Source organism: Aneurinibacillus sp. Ricciae_BoGa-3, assembly GCF_028421645.1.
GTDB lineage: Bacteria > Bacillota > Bacilli > Aneurinibacillales > Aneurinibacillaceae > Aneurinibacillus_B.
The window spans coordinates 2,130,494-2,148,710 of the sequence record NZ_CP116887.1 but is presented as its reverse complement, the minus strand read 5'-3'; the positions used below and the strand labels follow the sequence as shown (position 1 = coordinate 2,148,710).

The window sequence follows — 18,217 nt, the reverse complement described above, 5'->3', positions numbered from 1 at the left end:
TTTTTGCTTGACAATTATGCATAAAAACTGGTAAACAATACGGAGGTATAAAAATCATTATGGAACATACAAAACATCAAACAGAGCATAGCATCCGATTAACCGCACCAGAAATAGCAAATCTTTGGACCAATTACATGAACGACAGTATGGCCATTTGTGTACTTAAATACATGTTGGAAAAGGTTGAGGATCGTGAAATCCGACCAGTTTTTGAATACGCCCTGGAGTTAGCAAAAGTTCATGTCAAAACCATTGCCGGGATTTTCAAGGAAGAAGGCTATCCTGTTCCTTACGGATTCACGGATGAAGATGTGAACCTAAAAGCACCTCGTTTGTTTGCAGATACATTTGGGTTAGATTATTTACTTCAAATGACAGTTCATGGTTTAACTGGATATGCACTTTCATTGACTACCTCAACCCGTTCAGATATTCGTGATTACTATATTCATTGTAATGAAACCTCTATGGAATTGTACCAGAAGTCCATAAATGTTCTACTGTCTAAGGGACTTTACTCAAGACCCCCCTATATTGCAACACCAGAAAAAGTTGATTTTGTTGAACGGCAATCATTTTTAAACGGCTGGTTTGAAGGAAAGAGACCTTTAAACTCGCTTGAAATTAGCCATATCTTCTTCAATTTAAAAAAAACCATCATGACTAGAGCGTTACTCATTGGCTTTAGTCAAGTTGCTAAGTCAAAGGAAGTTCGGGCGTTAATGGTAAGGGGAACTGACATTGGTCTTAAACACATCGATGCTTTTAGTTCCATCTTACATAAGAACAACCTGCCCTCACCTAAACATTGGGAATCAGAAGTAACCAATTCGACGGTTCCGCCCTTTTCAGATAAATTGATGACGTATCATGCACTGTTCTTGATTAATACAGCGGTAGGCTTTTACGGTACTGGAATGTCAGTATCAATGAGAAAAGATTTAGTTGTTCAATACCAACGTATTATTACAGAAACGCAAGTGTATGTCGAAGATGGAGCTAATATTATGATTAATAATGGCTGGATGGAGCAACCACCGCAAGTAGAAGACCGTAAACAGTTAGTACGACTTTGATTAACAGTAAAGTAGAGCTGGGACGGGAATGAAAAAGCACCACGGTATCGAGGTATTGCTTTGGAGTATTGCCTTACCTGGGTTTGGGCAAATTCTGAACGGTAAGTTTTTTAAAGGTCTGTTACTCATTGGCTTGGAATTTCTAATTAATGTCCAATCCCATTTAAATGAAGTTATCATTTCAAGTTTCCACGGTGATATATCAGAAACAATAGCCAATACAAATTATCAATGGTTAATGTTTTACCCATGTATTTATATGTTCGGTATTTGGGATGCATATAAAGACGCAGGGGGTGGTAGTTCACCCTATATTGCTGTTCCGTTCGTATTCGGTGCATACTTTGGAACAATTGGTGTCATATACTCAAGAGATGTATTGGGCGGAATATGGTTAGGTATTTTCGGGATTTTTGTGGGTGTAGGCATTGGATTATTCCTTCTTAAAAGAATAAAAGCTAATAGGGGCAATCCATGAAAGTTGCTCTTTCTTTTTTGTCCAATTTTACCTTCTTGTTCCGAAATTTCAGGCAACCGTTGAATATGTTATGAAAAAACACTTTTCTCAGCGAAAAGTGTTTTTTCTATCTAGCGCCGCGCCAGTCACCAAACGTTTTTGAAATTACCGATGATTTTATGGGCTGGCATAGCCGAAATAAAGGCGTTGCGGTCAACACTCAATACGGTTTGACATAACTCTGTCCATTGAATATTTACAATGACACAAAGGATCACTTTTTTCTCCGTATGTGAGTAGGCACCTAAAGCTTCCCATGATGTAACTCCACGGTGGAACGCTTGATTCAAAGCCTCCGATATTTCCTCTCCCTTATCTGTAACGATCAGCACCGAACTTCTTTCAGCGATATTTAATAGGGATTCATATGTCTTAGCTCCCACATACAATGAAAGAACTGTAAACATAGCCGCCTGTACATCAAAAATTACAGCAGAAACAGCAACGATAATAAGGTTTACAATAAGACCAAATTTGGCAATGGATAAATTTTTATGTTTCGCAATCACTCTGCCTATAATATCCAACCCTCCGTTGGAACCCCCAACACGTAGCATGATCGCTCCCCCTGCAAATGAGACTACACCGCCAAAAACGGAAGCTAAAATCACGTTGTTGGTCCACATAAGATGAATTGGAATCAAGTGAAGAAAAATGGTATCAAAAACAACTGCAAGCACCGTATAAAAGATAAATTTCTTTCCAAGGTGGATATATCCTATGATTAAAAGAGGAATGTTATAAATGAAGTACTGTGTGCCTACTGACCAGCCTAAAAAGTGATATACAATCATGCAAATACCTATGACGCCTCCTGAAAGTAGATTGGATGGAATCAATAAAGTATTTGCGCCAACAGCAAGCAGCAAACTACCAAATATAATACTTATAATTTCAATAAAAATTCGATAATTTTCTCTGTTTACCATAAATCCTCCCCAATCAATTCTCCTGATCATCCTTTCGTTTAATTTCTCTCATGGAAAATTTTTTATCTGTTTTTGCAGTATAACACGCAGGGTTAATGTCAACGAATTCTCATTGGGGGAGCCGTCATGGCTCCCTTCAAATGTTGTGTTTAACGCCTGCCGCCCCGGATGCGCATGAACGCCGGAATATCTAAGTTATCCTCCTGATGTTCCTCAGGGTCCGCCTTCGGCCTTTCAGCCTGTTCTAACATTGGCTTCGTTGAAGATAACAAAGGGTGGGTCACCTGGTCTGGCTGAGACACATTTTGCTCACTGAACCCTGTTGCAATCACAGTTACAACGATCTCATCCTTTAGATTTTCATTTATTACGGAACCGAAGATCATATTCAATTCTTGATCCGAAGCAGCGGCCACAATATCGGCAGCCTCTTGAACTTCATGAAGACTCAAATTGGCACCAACCGTAATATTCATTAAGATATTCTGGGCGCCATCAATGGGTGTCTCTAACAGGGGGCTCGAAATCGCATTTCTCGCTGCTTTTGCGGCACGGTTTTCGCCTTGTGCAATGCCAATCCCCATTAGGGCAGCACCCTTATTAGACATAATAGTCTTTACATCTGCAAAATCTAAGTTGATTAAGCCGGGAACGTTGATTAAATCCGAAATACTTTGTACTCCTTGGCGCAAAATATTGTCTACCTCACGGAACGCTTCAATCATTGGCGTCTTTTTATTCACCATCTCTAATAAACGATCATTAGGGATAACGATCAATGTATCCACCGCATCTTTCAAGGAATCAATACCTTTAGCAGCCTGAGTTGCACGCTTTCTGCCTTCAAAAGAAAACGGCCGTGTGACAACGCCTACGGTTAGCGCACCAAGTTCTTGTGCGATCTGTGCAATAACTGGCGCTGCCCCAGTACCTGTGCCACCACCCATTCCAGCCGTAACAAATACCAGATCTGCCCCTTCTAACACTTCCTGAATTTGACGTTTGCTTTCTTCGACCGCTTTTCTGCCTATTTCGGGATTAGCTCCTGCTCCCAATCCTCTGGTGAGATTGTCACCAATTTGTATTTTGATTTCGGCGTGTGACAATTTAAGTGCCTGGGCATCGGTATTGACAGCAATAAATTCCACCCCTTGCATTCCATGCTGAATCATGCGGTTTACCGCGTTGTTTCCGCCACCCCCAACCCCGATAACTTTTATTGTTACTAACTGATCTGCCATCACATCAAACTCTAGCATGATTACGCCTCCTAAATCGTTCCGTTCTTATAATTTTTTTATTGCGTTGTTAAAGGGCAGAATTCGGCTCTCCCCGTGTTTGTCTTTGTTTCAGGCTCCTTCTTACTTATTTGCTGGATTAATACAATACAACTGTGTCATCAACATATGTACAACTAAACATCACGCATAGGCGCGGTTTAACTATCCAACGTATTCTTTACTGAATAAAGTGATTTTACCATTAATCGGTGTCCTATTTATACCGAATAACAAGAAACCTTCAATGAAATATATTTTCCTGATAATTTTGTGCCCATTCTCCAATCGGATTAGGCCCTAAGACATATAGTTTTCCCTGTGTTTTAGGACCGATTTGTGTGAATATCTTATCAATACTGCGTATCTAAGGAAATGTTATAATAACTTAGATATCATACATTTTGAAAAACTGATAGATTTTATAATCAATGGGGTAACGTCCTTGTGACTGGTAAATGGACGATATGCGAAAGGATGCTGCACAATGAGTGACTTTTTTGATAACTTTAGACATTTCGTTGTCCTTCCCCAGACAGAAGAAGGGTCGGAGGCAATAAATTTTGATCCTGAGCAGTACGAGAAACACTATATTATAACTCTGCTGCTAAACCAGCCGGTGATTTCGAGCTGGCGTGAAGCACCCCATGATGAACTCAATGTTTCGGAAAACCTTCGTATGGCTATTTCGAACTTCAATAAACGGGAAGCTGCCTGTTCTTTTCTGCAACTGCTTGAAATGGAGATGGACAAAAACTATCTGGTTATGGCTCTTTCATATAACCCGCCAGCCATGCCAAATTCCCCCATTGGAGCAGAGATAAACGATGCAGGCGAACCCGATATTAGCCAATACTTAGAATCCACCATAGGATGCTGGCTGTATAACCGTGATCGATGGTACCAACTGGTCAGCCGTGAGGCGCGCTTTAAACGCAAATTATTCGTCATACACGCCAAAGAATATGAAAGAAAAACCGCACAAAACGTGTTTTGATTAAATAATTGCTATTCAAAAATAAAGAACAGGGCACCGCTGCTTCACACGAATGCAAGCGATGTCCTCTTTTTGAGTCCTGCCTTGCAGGATCTCCTCGTTTACAGACACAAAAAACCGCTATCCACAGGGATAGCGGGGGCAAATGAATACTCAGACATATAATATCCAGAATTTTCTGATTTACAATTTAAAGAGTATTCGTTACCTTAGATTAATACATATGCTGGACAGTTACTGTGCAGGGCAATTAAAGGGTGCAACTGGGAAATTGGACTGTTGCAGCGGACAATTAGACTGCTGAACAGGAGTAGTGGAAAGCTGAGCCGGAAGACCATTGCTGTTGTTATTTTTACCAAATAATTGTTGCATAAAGTTATTTAGATTTCCATTGTTAGTGGAGCTGAACGGGCTTGTTACCACGTTAGGCGCAAAATTTTGTGCTCCGTTTGAGAACGGGCAGCTAGTTGCAGCACTTGCGCTACCTACATTGATCGCCAACAGAGATGCACCGAGAAGAGCAGCTGCTAATAACTTTTTCATTCTTGTAATCACTCCTAAGTTAAAGTATGTTGTTCTATCTCTTGTTCTATACTAACATAACCACAAGGCATTTTGGCTGGTAAATGTTCGCATCAAAATGCAGCCCTGTCTTTGCAAAAATTTAAACACCACTTATCGTGGTGTTTAAATATTAATCCATTTTTAAGTTTTTCAATTCTATACGGTACAAATCACGTCGCCTGTCGCGCAGCTGACGGACAGACCCGGAATTTCGAGAACGCCTTAGCTTTTCTAGGTCAACGTCACCGACTACAACCGTGTCAACATTCGCATCACATTCCCCAACAATTCCATCTCTCGCAAACCCAAAATCGGAAGGGGAAAAAATGGCAGACTGAGCATACTGAATATCCATGTTCTCTACGTGCGTCAAGTTCCCTACGGTTCCAGCAATACACGTATAGACCTGGTTCTCAATGGCCCTCGCCTGGGCACAATAACGAACGCGGAGGTATCCTTGTCGATCGTCCGTTGAAAACGGAACAAAAATGATGTTTGCCCCTTTATCGGCGGCCATCCGCGCAAGCTCTGGAAACTCAATGTCATAGGAAATTTGGATGGCTATCCTCCCACAATCCGTGTCAAAAACATGAAGTTTATTCCCCTCTGTAATGCCCCACCATTTGTGCTCATTTGGCGTGACGTGAATTTTAGGCTGTTTCTCAATCGTACCGTCCCGTCGGAAAAGATAAGCAACATTATATACGTCCCCATCTTCAGCTACGAAATGGGACCCGCCGACAATGTTGATGTTGTATCGTACTGCAAGCTCCGTAAATAACTCGATGTATTGATCCGTATAGTTTGCCAGGCGTCGGACGGCCTGATCAGGCCGTTTTTCTTCGAGAAATGATAGCAATTGGGTTGTAAATAATTCGGGAAATAAAGCAAAATCGGAACCAAAGTCAGCTGCAACGTCCACATAGTACTCGACCTGCCTGGTGAAGTCCATCAACGAATCGATTTTTTTCATCATATACTGAACTGCGCAAATTCGTACAGGGAACGACGCACGATATACACGCCTGGACTTGGGAAGATAATCAATGTTGTTCCATTCCATCAAGGTAGCAAAAGCCTCAGAGGCCTGATCATCTGGTAGGTAGCGTGTATTAATTCGCTTGATGCTAAAACCCTCAAGCAGCTGAAATGATAAAACCGGGTCATAAATGTTGTGCTTCTCAACCTCTGCTACATATTCGCGCGGTGTCATTTGCCCTTTATAGTTATGGTAATTCGGGATGCGTCCGCCGATAATGATGCTCTGAAGATTTAATTCGCGGGCAAGTTCCCTGCGCGCCTCATAGAGACGATGTCCAATTTTCATGCGGCGGTATTCCGGATCAACCATCACCTCAATCCCGTATAGATTGAGTCCAGTAGGGTCGTGATTGGTAATGTACCCATTGTCTGTGATAACATCCCAAGTATGCTGATCATCATACTCATCAAAATTCACAATAAGACTTGAGCAAGATCCAACAATTTTGTCTTCATACTCCACACAAAACTGGCCTTGAGGGAAAATCCGAATATGACTTTGCAACTGCTCCCGCTTCCATGGCTCCATGTTAGGAAAACAGCGCGTGCACAATGCGACAAGCTCCTCAACGTCTTCCATGCGGGTATTGCGGACAACAATTTTCTTCTCATATTTTGACATATCAGTTTCTGACACGTTCCCACATCCCTGCTTTAATTGTAATGCCTATGCAAATCTTACCACCACTTCCACCCGAGTCAAGCGGTACCATCCTTTCTATTTAGCGTACCCTGGAATCCCACTTTTTTTCAGAAGCACTCCAGTTTTTTAAGAAAAGCTTTAGTGCGGCATGGTAATGAAAACACACATTTTTTGGGTGAAATCTTCTGTTCCAGGAGAGGATAACACGAAAAAGGAGGATGGAATAACATGAAGGATCAGGATACCTATAGGCAGGAGGAAAACGAGCGGACATCTCAGGCATTGAATCATATGTTGAAAGTTATAAATGCCAAGGGTGATACAGGTGAATTAAAGGAAATCGCCAACCAGAGGAAGGAGGAGAGTTTACTCTGCAGCGATGAGTTGTTTGATAAACAACTCCGGGTCATCGTGGAAGATACGATTCACGAGGACGATTGAAAAGGCAGTCCACACGGACACTTTCAGGATTCGGGCAGATTTGTGTAGAAAATCTGCCCTCACTCCGATAAAATCATTTGCTGATATAATTAAAGCGGCATCACCGTAATTTCCGTTTCAAAATTCTTTTCTTTACCAGGCTCCACTCCCATTAGCCCGGTCGTTTCTGCCGGAAGTTGCAAATTTGGAGCGTTTGTAATCCACGAATACGGCTCAACAGCCACGAAATCCTCTGTCCCTTGCCCATTAAAGACAACCCAGTGTTTAAAAGTATCCCCTACACTGTATACAATCGATATCCCAGTCTCTGGCATGCTTAACACCGCTTTTTTATTGTCTGTCATCACAAAAGCGTCGTCCAGCTTTCTGCCTTCCAGCAGGGCCCCCGCAGCCAGTTCGTTTTGGACGGCAGAGTCCAGCAGTTCCCCTGTTGGGAGCATACGATTGTTAAGCTCCCATTGTTTCCCAACTTCCAATTGCAGACGCGAAGAATGTATGGGAAAGTTAAACGTTGTATGATATCCCAGCCCGACTGGCATCGTCTCCGTTCCACGATTCGCTACAGTAAGGCTTTGTCTTAAACCTTTGTCTGTTAATGTAAAGGAAAGGGTTAATTCGAATGAATGAGGAAATTGCCTAATGATTTCTGGAAAATCTTCCGATCGCAGGCGCGTAATCAACTGATTCTTGTCATCTTCCATAGACACCATATGCCAGGGCTTATTATGCACAAAACCATGGATGTGGTTATTTTCCTTGGCCCGGTTCATTTCAAGATGGTACGTCTTGCCTTTAAAGGTAAATACAGCATCCTCTATTCGATTTGGCGGAAACAGTACAGGTGTCCCGTATAGCATAGGACGCTGTTCGTATTCTTCTCTGTTTTCCGGCGTACGTACGAGTTCCACATTGTGCTTTTTATCATACAGCGAGAGCAAATTGCTCCCCAGCCCGGGGACTACGATTGCCTTAAATTGGTCGCTCTCCATTTCGTAAGCCGGTTCTTTTATAAAAGTAACTTTTCGTATGGCCATTGTATCTTCCTCCAGGAAATCGTTTTGCCCAACATTGTGCATCGAAAGCTAGCCGGACAGCTCTTTTTCCTAGTATACCCTATTTTAGTTTTCATTGGCTAATGGGTGGTCTCGGCACGCTTCCTTTGCCGATAAATGAAAGATGCAATCCGTTTAGCTTGTTTTACAGCCGGTATAAAAAGGTAGAGGTACATCATTTTAGTTGGAGGGATCGGGACTCCCGGGTGCCCAAAATATACAAACTGGGGTATGATAAGGACATAACAAAATTGGCTAAATGGAGTGGTAAAATGTCACAGCAATTAATTTTCTTTGATATAGACGGAACCCTACTGGACCATGATAAGCAATTGCCTGAGTCCACCAGACAGGCCGTTCAAGCGTTGAAGGATAAAGGGCATGAGGTTGCTATCGCAACTGGAAGGGCACCGTTTATGTTTGCGAAACTTCGCAAAGAACTTGATATCCAAACATATGTAAGCTACAACGGCCAATATGTCGTTTTGCAAGGCCGGGTCATACATACCAATCCATTAGATAAACAAGCGCTCCAGGCATTAACGGATATAGCTGTCTTACATAATCATCCGATTGTCTATATGGATCATGAAGATATGAAAGCAAATGTTCCACACCATGACTATATAGTGGAAAGTATTGACACGTTAAAAATCGATAATTTTCCAGCACATGATCCCCATTACTTCAAGGAAAGAGAAATTTATCAGTCTCTATTATTCTGCCAGGAGAAAGAAGAAGACTTTTATGAAGAAAGGTTTAAGCAATTTGACTTTATCCGTTGGCATCCGGTTTCGGTAGATGTGATTCCCGCAGGCGGTTCAAAGGCAAAGGGCATTGCAAAAATAACGCAAAAACTCGAGATTGAACCTGAAAATGTTTTTGCATTTGGCGATGGACTCAATGACATTGAAATGTTAAAGACAGTAAGAAATAGTATTGCGATGGGAAACGCTCATGATTTGGCTAAGAAAGCGGCAAAATACATAACCAGCTCCGTTGATGAGGATGGCATTTTACATGGCCTACAGAAGGTTGGCTTATTAGACTAAACAACCTAAGCCCTCCCTCTTATTTTATCTCGACCGTCAAAATAGGCGAAGTACCGCATATATATTATTGACACGCGTGTTAACTTCCCCCAAATAATTCCTGTAGTGATAGATGCGTTCGAGATGGATAAGAGGAAGGCGGGCATCTTATGAAAAAGTGTTTCAACTTACTACTGCTCTGTATTTTTCTTGTTGTAACTATAGGCTTACCGGTTTATGCTGATGACACTCCTTCGATTGAAAGTGTGGCAGCGATTGTTGTGGATGATAGCAGTCAATCTGTTTTATATCAAAAGAATGCGGATGCTCCCATGTTCCCCGCAAGCATAACCAAAATCGTGACCGCAGTTCTTGCCATTGAAAGTGGCCGATTAAATGACAAGGTCACCATTTCAAAAGAAGCCGCTGATGTAGAACCTACTAAACTTTACATGGTTCCAGGCGAACAGAAAACGGTGAAACAATTGCTCTACGGGTTAATGCTTCATTCAGGCAACGATGCGGCGATTGCGCTTGCTGAACATTTTGGAGGGAGCATTCAAGGTTTTGCCGTAAAAATGAATGCATTTGCTGAAAAAGTAGGCGCTACAACAACCCATTTCGTCAATCCAAATGGCCTGCCGAATGCTTTTCATTATACGACTGCGCGCGATATGGCCAAAATTACAGCCTATGCAATGAAAAACCCTATGTTTAGGCATATCATTTCCACCAAAACGTACTATTGGAAAGGGCTTAAATGGTCAGCTACGCTCACCAATTCTCAGCCGCTGCTCGGAACTGTCCAGGGTGTAGAAGGGGGAAAAACAGGATACACGGATAAAGCGAAAAACACGCTGGTCACTTCTGTCGATCGAAATGGTAAACGATTAATTATTGTTACGTTACAAGCGGATGGCAAAGCGAGAGCGTACGATGACACGCTGAAGTTGATGAATTACGGCTACTCTGTACTAAGCCAGAAACCAAAAAATTCTCCTGTTGTCCAGAAAGCCGCAGCAGATCTACAAATCCCACCACACAAAAGCCTGATAGAAAAGCCTCAAATAGATAAAACCAAAACCGAAAAGTTTCAAACGGTAAATTCCGTAAAATCCCCTGTCCTGCCTGTATGGATAGTAGGTGCACTACCGCTATTACTTTTTGGCCTCATTTACTATATTAGGCTGAAACGCAGAGTGTTCAATTCACCAAATAAAATAGGATTTCCAATGTGATCGCTCTCCAGTGAACGGAGAGCTTTTTACGTAATCGGAATTTCACCTATGTTAAAGGCCCCGAATATACATTAATTAGTGCTTTTGATCCGGGGGAGGGGAATTATGAGCTATCTACGATGGGCAAAGGTGCCATATGCAGGTGAAAAAAAACCGCCTGCGAATCCTGTAGATCCACTGGCTGGAACATGGCCTACTGTATATTTGCAGAATAGGCAAGGGATTTTTCGGGACCTTCGCGGCAACCGCATTCATTTCAACATCAAAGATCCTGAAACGGTTGATTGGGAAGCCCAATTGAAGGAAGTGCAGAAAACTTTACGGGGATTAACCAAGAGACAATCAATCATAGCCAAGTATTGGGGTTCAGGTGTGGCAACCAAGCAATGGACCCCCATCATTGACCGCCTGATTGATACTTATGAGATCAGCCCTCCAGAAGCCGCACGCCTATTATCCATCGTGCAAGCCGGCATTAATGATACGTTTGTCGTCACCTGGCATTATAAATACCTGTGGGATGTGGCCCGGCCCAATCAGTATGATCGGACACTTGCTACACTCCTTTGTACACCCCGGTTCCCTACTTATGTATCCGGCCATGCAGCAATTTCAGGGTGTACTGAGGTCATCCTAAGTTATTTCTTCCCTGCGGAAGCGAAGAAACTAAACAAATTTGCTGAAGAGAATGCGATATCACGGGTATATGCCGGTGTTCATTTTCCCATTGATTCCAGTGAGGGATTAAAACTTGGCAGAAAAATAGGAGGCATTGTGATTGAAGTCATTCGCCGACAGAGAAACGGTGACGGCGAGCCAATCGAAGTTCCCATTCGCAAAAATTTTGATGCCAAACTTCCACCCCCACCTTATAGACAAGTGATACCGTTCCGGTTCAGCAACAGCTGTACCTCAAAAATTATACCGAAAGCAAAGAAGCCTGTAACTTTTAAAAAAGGAATGAAACCATCACAAGCAAAAAACAAGACGGTCAAGCGGAAAGGGATTCACAAAAATAGAAATGCCGATAGTCCTTAAAAGACTATCGGCATTCGTTTTCGTTAAGATTGGACAAATTGTTTAACTTCCGCCTCAGGAATCGCCCCTACCGAACGATTTGTTTCTTTCCCATCGAGGATCTTAATTAATGTCGGGATGCTTAGTACGCCAAACCTTGTTGCTAATTCTGGCGATTCATCTACATCCACGTAGTAAAAATCCACATCTTTTTGCTGCTCAGCAACCATAGAGACCACCGGTCCCAAGTAACGGCATGCCGGTCACCAATCTGCGCCAAATTCGAGAATAACGGGTTTGGCTGCATTTTGCACGAAGGCATCGTACTGGCCAGTGTTTATTTTCTTAGACATTTTCCATTCCTTCTTTAGGCGATTTTTCTCGATTCATCAAATTGCTTTAACACGTTATTAGATGGTTTAGCTGTTAATAAGCTCGCGACATATATTGCTAATAAGTTGGCAGCAAATCCTGGCACCATTTCATACAGATGGTTTTTCAAAAATGGGAAACGAGTCCAAACAATGATCGTAGCTGCGCCAATGATCATTCCACTTAAAGCTCCCCACTTGTTCATTCTTTTCCAGAACAGGCTTAATAGAATAACTGGCCCAAATGACGCTCCAAACCCAGCCCACGCATAGCCAACAAGCGACAAAATCGTGGCGTTTTGGTTAAAGGCAAGCATTGACGCGATTACCGCAACAACCAGGACAGCTAGACGGCCTGCGAAAACAAGTTCTTTATCTGTTGCCTGCCGTCTGAAGAAGGTTTTATACACATCTTCCGTTAGCGAGCTAGATGTGACAAGTAGTTGCGAAGAAATGGTACTCATAATGGCGGCGAGTATGGCCGCAATGATAAATCCGGTTAAAAGAGGTGTAAACAGAATTTTTCCTAATTCAATAAACACCGTTTCTGGATTAGCAATCTTAAGGCCATGCGTTTGATAGTATGCGATTCCGAAAAAGCCGGTCAGCATCGCACCGAGCACTGAAAAGATCATCCAGCTTATGCCAATACGGCGGGCTTTTTTGATTTCCCTAACATTTGTGATCGCCATAAAGCGCACAATAATATGAGGTTGTCCAAAATACCCCAATCCCCATGCAAGCAGCGATATAATTCCCAAAGCAGAAGTTCCTTTAAAGAAATCCATGTAGGACGGATTAACGCGCTGGACAACTTCTAATGTATTCGCTATGCCGCCTGAGTGAGCCAGCGTAACGGCTGGAACCATAATAAGCGATAAAACCATGATTAATCCTTGAACAAAATCCGTTAAACTGACAGCGAGAAAGCCTCCAAAAAGTGTGTAGGCCACCACAACCCCCGCTATTAAATAAAGCCCCGTGTGGTAGTTCATCCCGAACGTATTTTGGAAAAGAACGGCGCCAGAAACAATACCTGCTGACACATAGAACGTGAAAAAAACCATAATAACGATTCCAGAGACTAGCCGAAGCAGATTCGACCTGTCTTCAAACCGATTTTCCAAAAACGATGGAATGGTAATCGAATTTGAAGCAATCTCCGTATAGATCCGTAATCTTGGTGCCACATACAACCAGTTCGCATAACTTCCAAGCGTCAGCCCAATTACAATCCAGGAAGCGCTTAGTCCCTGCGTATACATCGCGCCTGGCAACCCCATCATCAACCAGCCGCTCATATCTGACGCACCAGCACTGAGAGCCGTAACTGCGGGTCCCAAATTTCGTCCACCCAGCATATAGTCCGATAAATCCGCTGTACGCTTATAGGCATAGTAACCGATCCAAAGCATCCCAATCATATATATGGTTATTGAGATAATAAGCTGCATTTCCAATGTCTCACCTTCCTCCTTAATCATTTCATTAGTTTATCACGCATATTCATTCAAGAAAATGAATTTTAAAAATTACACAAAATTCAGACCACACAAAAGAAACCCATCCCGTTTAAGGATGGGTCGTGCATCTATTATTGGGCGGGCTCTTTGGCTCGACGCCCAACCGCTGCTGTTTCCACGCCAAACAAGCGGGACGGATTGCTCACCATCATCGTATGGAGAACTTCAACCGCCTTGAATCCCGAACCGGTCAACGAAATATTAACGCCGTGTGCCAATGTTCTAGCATGATAAGGCAACATCTGTATTGCCGCACATGTGGCCGATCATAATCCGTGCCGGATCTGCCCCCCCCTATGATTTAGCTGTTTTGCTTTGTTCCAGCTCCTGAAGTTTACGCCAGAGAATTTTGCCGCTGCCTGATACAGGCAACGACTCAACAAACTCAATAATGCGTGGGTATTTGTACGCTGCCATCTGTAGTTGGGACCAACGAATGATTTCTTCTTCGCTAATAAGCCCCCGCTGATTTTCCTGCAACACCACATACGCTTTAATCTCTTCACCTTTTCTTTCATCAGGAACCCCAACTACACAGGCTTGTTCAATGGCAGGATGCCGGTATAGAATAGACTCCACTTCAGACGGCCACACTTTAAGCCCGGATGCATTAATCATCCGCTTTACTCTGTCCACCATAAAGAAATAGCCTTCTTCGTCATAGTAGGCAATGTCGCCCGTTCGGAAAAACATCTTTCCGTCTATATTTAAGAAAGCATTCTCATTTTCTTCGGGACGCTGCCAGTATCCTTTGAAAACTTGAGGGCCGTTAATTACAACCTCGCCTTCTTCTCTTACCCCTTTTTCCTCTAACGTTTCCGGGTCAATAATTCGGGCATCGACATCAAATGCAGGGATCCCCATGCACTGCAATTTTGGCCGGTCGATTGGATTGAAGTGTGTTTGTGACATGGTTTCCGAAAGGCCATACCCTTCTACATAGCGCAGGCCGGTTGTCTGGTATAACTTCTCCCCAACAGCTGCCGGCAGCGGGGCTCCGCCTCCATCTATTACTTGCAGTGAGCTCGTATCAAATTCACCCAGGCGCGGGTTCGCCAGGAAATCAACAACCATCGTGCTAATATTCGTCCAGTGTGTACACTTATGCTGCTGAATCAAGGCAGCCGCCGTATTCCGATCCCAGCGGGTCATCACGACCATCGCAGCGCCTGTGTAAACGGGTGCATGCATGCTATGCACCATACCCGTCACATGGAAAAGCGGTAGCGTAGTAAGAGAAACAACGTCAGGTGTCATTGCGCCCCATACTGTGGTAGACACCACATTTGCTTGAATGGTTCTATGCGTATGCATACAGCCTTTCGGTTTGCCTGTGGTGCCTGATGTGTAAGAAAGAACGGCTAAATCATCTGCATGAGTTATAGGCAACTGAGGCGGATCATCCACCTCGGTAAGCGCCTTCATCCATTCGATAGCCGCAGGGGAGGGAACGCTCATTCGCGGTGCTTTTACTACATCCGACGCTTCAGTGGCATCTCCGCTATAATCGGAATAGGTGGCGTTAATCACCTGTTCGAGACTACTGCTCCCGATTAAAGGAGCAATTCGTTCGAACAGTTCCTGCCCAACAAAACCTAACTTCACCGCTCCATCTTGAATATAGTGAGACAGCTCCTCAGTTAAATTCATAGGATTTACAGGCACAACCACTGCACCTGCACGTAAAATGGCATAATAAGCAATAATAAACTGGGGGCTGTTCTGCATATACAGCAAAATCCGATCCTGTTTTCTCACACCTGCCAGATGCAAATAAGCAGCCATTCTGTCCACATCCTGCAGCAGCTTCTGATAGGAAAGCCGAGCCCCGTAATACATCACCGCCATTTTATTTGGATAACGGCGTGCTGTCACTTCCAGATTGTCATACAACGTAGTCTCCGGAACAGAAAGTGAAGTGGGCATGCGGGACGGCCAGTAATTTAGATGCAAACGCATCATAGACATACCTCCCAACTATTTAAATGTCCATTAGTAATATTATATTATTTTAAAGATTCTACCAATTGGAAATATACTCGATTTACCTTCCTTTAAAGGCAGGCTTGCGTTTTTCCTTAAAGGCCCGTACACCCTCTTCATGGTCTTCGGTTGTAACCATCATCGCCTGTGTAATTCGCTCCTGTTCTAAAATATCTTCCAGGCCAGACACCAGTGACTGATCCGCGATTTTTTTCAAAAGCCCGTACGCGCGGCTAGGTCCATTAGCCAACTTCTTCGCGTATTCCATAGCAGCTGTCTGTAGCTCCTCTAGCGGATAAAGCCGATTAACGATTCCCCATTCATAGGCCTTAGCCGCTTCCAGTGGCTCAGCGCTGAATAATAACTCTTTTGCCCGATGGATGCCAATCAAGCGGGGCAAAAAGAAGGAGCCGCCTCCGTCTGATATCAATCCTACCTGGGAAAAGCTGAGCACAAACTTGCTATCTTCCGCAGCGATGATTAAATCACAAGCTAAAGCGAGATTAAAGCCTGCGCCAGCAGCAAATCCATGTACAACCGCAATAATCGGCTTCTCTACCTCTTTCATCAGTTTAATTAACTGGTTCAGTTTGCCAACATGTTCATAGACCTGGCCAGGAGAAGATTCCCCCATTCCTTTTACGTCCCCGCCTGCACTGAACGACCGGCCTGCACCAGAAAGCAGAACTACTCGAATGTGTTCATTGTTACGCGCCTCTTCCAGAGATGCTATTAAACCTTCAATCATAGCTGGGCTAAATGCGTTGAGCGCAGTTGGCCGGTTCAGTTTCAAAGATAGTATCGGTCCTTCAAAGGTAATGAGCAGATCATTATTTTCCATTTTCATCCTCCTAGAAATTTGATGATACTCTCTTCCATCCACACACTAGAGTGGATATGTAGCTTGGTGAATCTGTTGCATGAAGCCTGTCCACTGCAGCTAACTGTATGATAATTACCTTTTCACCATATAATGATAAACAAATATAAAAATTCAGTCAAATATACAATCGAATGCGCTGCAGTTTGAAACGAACTGGCATAATAATTGAAATCCCCTGCAGTTCACTCCTATTATCCTTTAACGGAATAATAATATTTGGAACCACAGGGGGAAAACGCCAAATGACTTCATTTTGTACGATTAAGATCCTTTGGACATTTCGTGTATTTCTTTTATGCGCTTATCAGTAGGAAGTAACCACGTTAAAATGCCCAGAATTGGTAAGTAACTGCATAAAAGCATAATAAACTGAAGGCTGTATACATCAGCTAGTTTCCCGAAAATAACGGCCCCTAGTGCTCCCATACCGAAGGCAAGGCCCACAATTAAACCTGATACCAGGCCGATTTTACCAGGGAGTAATTCTTGCGCATAAACAACGGTCACACTAAAACTAGATTGAATAATAAATCCTATTATGACTAACAACGGTGCAGCAAAAGCAGCAGATACATGTGGCAACAGCAGGGTAAATGGAGCCGATCCAAGCATAGAGAACAGCAAAATGTTTCGCTTGCCAAAACGATCGGCCAATGGACCGCCGAAAAATGTACCCAGCACCCCTGTAATCATAAATAAAAACACATAGAGCTGTGCGGCTTTAATGGAAAAACCAAACTTTTCAATCACATAAAACTGAAAATAATTCAAAATACCTGCCCCATACCAAGAACGGGCAAATACGAGAAAAATCAGCAGACAAATGGCAAAAACCACTTGTTTGCTTAATGTAAGAGTTTCGGAGACTGGCTTCTTTTTCATTTGTTTGCGGAATGCCAGCTCACCTTTATACCAAATAGACACGGTGTACAATACAACAGCTCCAATGACGGCCAATATTGTAAACCAGATCGTTCCAAATTGACCCAGCCCAACAAAAATAAATGCTGTGAAGAGCGGTGCCATAGATTGCCCAGTATTGCCGCCGACCTGGTAGATCGACTGCGCTAATCCTCGTTTTCCCCCTGCCGCCATATAGGCTACACGCGAGCCCTCTGGATGGAAAATCGCCGAACCAAATCCAACAAATAGCACAGATGCGACCACCAAATAAAAATTAGGCGCGATCGCTAATCCAACCATTCCTATCATACTGACACACATAGCAATAGGAAGTAGAAAAGGAGAAGGCCGCTTGTCAGAAAATACGCCAAAAACCGGCTGCATAATGGATGATGTCATGTTAAGTGCAAAAGCGATCCAACCGATTTGCGTGTAGTTGAGCGCCATGGATTTTTCCAGGATTGGAAAGAGCGCTGGCACGACCGACTGCATCGAATCATTTAAAAAATGGCCTAAACTAATGGCAAATAACACGCGATAAATAGTTGTAGGTTGTACTTGTGGTGTTTTAAGCGCTAATTGCATGTGTATAATCCTTCCTTATTTTTCAGTTAAAATCCAATATTTGAATAAAAATCCTCCTTTTCTATCTTAAACAGCGTTGGCTTTGTCCTGCAACATAAAAATGCACATATTATCCTTTTTACTTCTGTTGTTTGTATTCAGAA

The 18,217-nt window shown here is 43.1% G+C and carries 17 protein-coding genes and 1 pseudogene; 7 read left to right on the top strand and 11 right to left on the bottom strand.

Going from position 1 to position 18,217, the window contains the following annotated elements; all coding sequences use genetic code 11:
* The first annotated feature begins 59 nt into the window (after positions 1–59).
* Positions 60–1,079 (top strand): DUF3231 family protein, encoded by a 1,020-nt coding sequence (locus PP175_RS10960; RefSeq protein WP_272442802.1) that lies wholly within the window; start codon positions 60–62, stop codon positions 1,077–1,079.
* Between the two features lie 28 nt (positions 1,080–1,107).
* Positions 1,108–1,557 (top strand): hypothetical protein, encoded by a 450-nt coding sequence (locus PP175_RS10955; RefSeq protein WP_272442800.1) that lies wholly within the window; start codon positions 1,108–1,110, stop codon positions 1,555–1,557.
* Between the two features lie 125 nt (positions 1,558–1,682).
* Here PP175_RS10955 and PP175_RS10950 read toward each other — a convergent pair whose 3' ends face one another.
* Positions 1,683–2,525 carry a YitT family protein gene (locus PP175_RS10950; protein ID WP_272442799.1) on the bottom strand — a complete coding sequence of 281 codons (843 nt, stop codon included), beginning with the start codon at positions 2,523–2,525 and terminating at the stop codon, positions 1,683–1,685.
* Positions 2,526–2,674: 149 nt separating this feature from the next.
* Entirely contained in the window at positions 2,675–3,784 is a 1,110-nt protein-coding gene (gene ftsZ / locus PP175_RS10945; RefSeq protein ID WP_272442797.1) for a cell division protein FtsZ, read from the bottom strand.
* A gap of 505 nt (positions 3,785–4,289) precedes the next feature.
* On the opposite strand from ftsZ, the gene PP175_RS10940 reads away from it, so the two are divergent.
* Positions 4,290–4,799 carry a hypothetical protein gene (locus PP175_RS10940; RefSeq protein WP_272442796.1) on the top strand — a complete coding sequence of 170 codons (510 nt, stop codon included), beginning with the start codon at positions 4,290–4,292 and terminating at the stop codon, positions 4,797–4,799.
* Between the two features lie 234 nt (positions 4,800–5,033).
* Here the strand turns inward: PP175_RS10940 and PP175_RS10935 are convergent, their stop codons facing one another.
* Together PP175_RS10935 and PP175_RS10930 are read right to left on the bottom strand one after the other, a co-directional pair.
* A complete protein-coding gene (locus PP175_RS10935; RefSeq protein WP_272442794.1) occupies positions 5,034–5,342 on the bottom strand; it encodes a hypothetical protein in 309 nt (102 codons plus the stop codon).
* Between the two features lie 151 nt (positions 5,343–5,493).
* Complete coding sequence (locus PP175_RS10930) at positions 5,494–7,041, bottom strand: bifunctional GNAT family N-acetyltransferase/carbon-nitrogen hydrolase family protein (RefSeq protein ID WP_272442793.1); 1,548 nt, start codon at positions 7,039–7,041, stop codon at positions 5,494–5,496.
* A 234-nt stretch (positions 7,042–7,275) separates the two neighbouring features.
* Here PP175_RS10930 and PP175_RS10925 point away from each other — a divergent pair, with 234 nt between their 5' ends.
* Positions 7,276–7,488 (top strand): hypothetical protein, encoded by a 213-nt coding sequence (locus tag PP175_RS10925; RefSeq protein WP_272442792.1) that lies wholly within the window; start codon positions 7,276–7,278, stop codon positions 7,486–7,488.
* 89 nt (positions 7,489–7,577) lie between these two features.
* On the opposite strand, the gene PP175_RS10920 is transcribed toward PP175_RS10925, so the two are convergent.
* A complete protein-coding gene (locus PP175_RS10920) occupies positions 7,578–8,522 on the bottom strand; it encodes an aldose 1-epimerase (RefSeq protein WP_272442791.1) in 945 nt (314 codons plus the stop codon).
* Positions 8,523–8,812: 290 nt separating this feature from the next.
* Here PP175_RS10920 and PP175_RS10915 point away from each other — a divergent pair, with 290 nt between their 5' ends.
* The 3 genes from PP175_RS10915 (at position 8,813) to PP175_RS10905 (ending at position 11,847) form a co-directional block, all read left to right on the top strand.
* The gene (locus tag PP175_RS10915; RefSeq protein WP_272442790.1) at positions 8,813–9,592 is read left to right on the top strand and encodes a Cof-type HAD-IIB family hydrolase; all 780 of its coding nucleotides are present in this window, start codon (positions 8,813–8,815) and stop codon (positions 9,590–9,592) included.
* Positions 9,593–9,741: 149 nt separating this feature from the next.
* Positions 9,742–10,809: a D-alanyl-D-alanine carboxypeptidase family protein gene (locus tag PP175_RS10910; protein ID WP_272442789.1), complete on the top strand. Its 1,068-nt coding sequence runs from the start codon at positions 9,742–9,744 to the stop codon at positions 10,807–10,809.
* Positions 10,810–10,914: 105 nt separating this feature from the next.
* Complete coding sequence (locus PP175_RS10905) at positions 10,915–11,847, top strand: vanadium-dependent haloperoxidase (RefSeq protein ID WP_272442787.1); 933 nt, start codon at positions 10,915–10,917, stop codon at positions 11,845–11,847.
* 23 nt (positions 11,848–11,870) lie between these two features.
* On the opposite strand, the gene PP175_RS10900 is transcribed toward PP175_RS10905, so the two are convergent.
* The 6 genes and pseudogenes from PP175_RS10900 to PP175_RS10875 all read right to left on the bottom strand — a co-directional run bounded on the left by PP175_RS10900 (position 11,871) and on the right by PP175_RS10875 (position 18,074).
* The gene (locus PP175_RS10900; protein WP_272442786.1) at positions 11,871–12,074 is read right to left on the bottom strand and encodes a thioredoxin family protein; all 204 of its coding nucleotides are present in this window, start codon (positions 12,072–12,074) and stop codon (positions 11,871–11,873) included.
* A gap of 119 nt (positions 12,075–12,193) precedes the next feature.
* A complete protein-coding gene (gene putP, locus PP175_RS10895; protein WP_272443243.1) occupies positions 12,194–13,651 on the bottom strand; it encodes a sodium/proline symporter PutP in 1,458 nt (485 codons plus the stop codon).
* Positions 13,652–13,891: 240 nt separating this feature from the next.
* Positions 13,892–14,011 (bottom strand): annotated as a pseudogene (locus tag PP175_RS29725) (phosphotriesterase family protein); the annotation flags it as partial.
* A 3-nt stretch (positions 14,012–14,014) separates the two neighbouring features.
* Complete coding sequence (locus PP175_RS10885; RefSeq protein WP_272442782.1) at positions 14,015–15,682, bottom strand: long-chain fatty acid--CoA ligase; 1,668 nt, start codon at positions 15,680–15,682, stop codon at positions 14,015–14,017.
* A gap of 82 nt (positions 15,683–15,764) precedes the next feature.
* Positions 15,765–16,544: an enoyl-CoA hydratase/isomerase family protein gene (locus tag PP175_RS10880; RefSeq protein ID WP_272442781.1), complete on the bottom strand. Its 780-nt coding sequence runs from the start codon at positions 16,542–16,544 to the stop codon at positions 15,765–15,767.
* Between the two features lie 303 nt (positions 16,545–16,847).
* Complete coding sequence (locus PP175_RS10875) at positions 16,848–18,074, bottom strand: MFS transporter (RefSeq protein ID WP_272442780.1); 1,227 nt, start codon at positions 18,072–18,074, stop codon at positions 16,848–16,850.
* Positions 18,075–18,217: the final 143 nt, after the last annotated feature.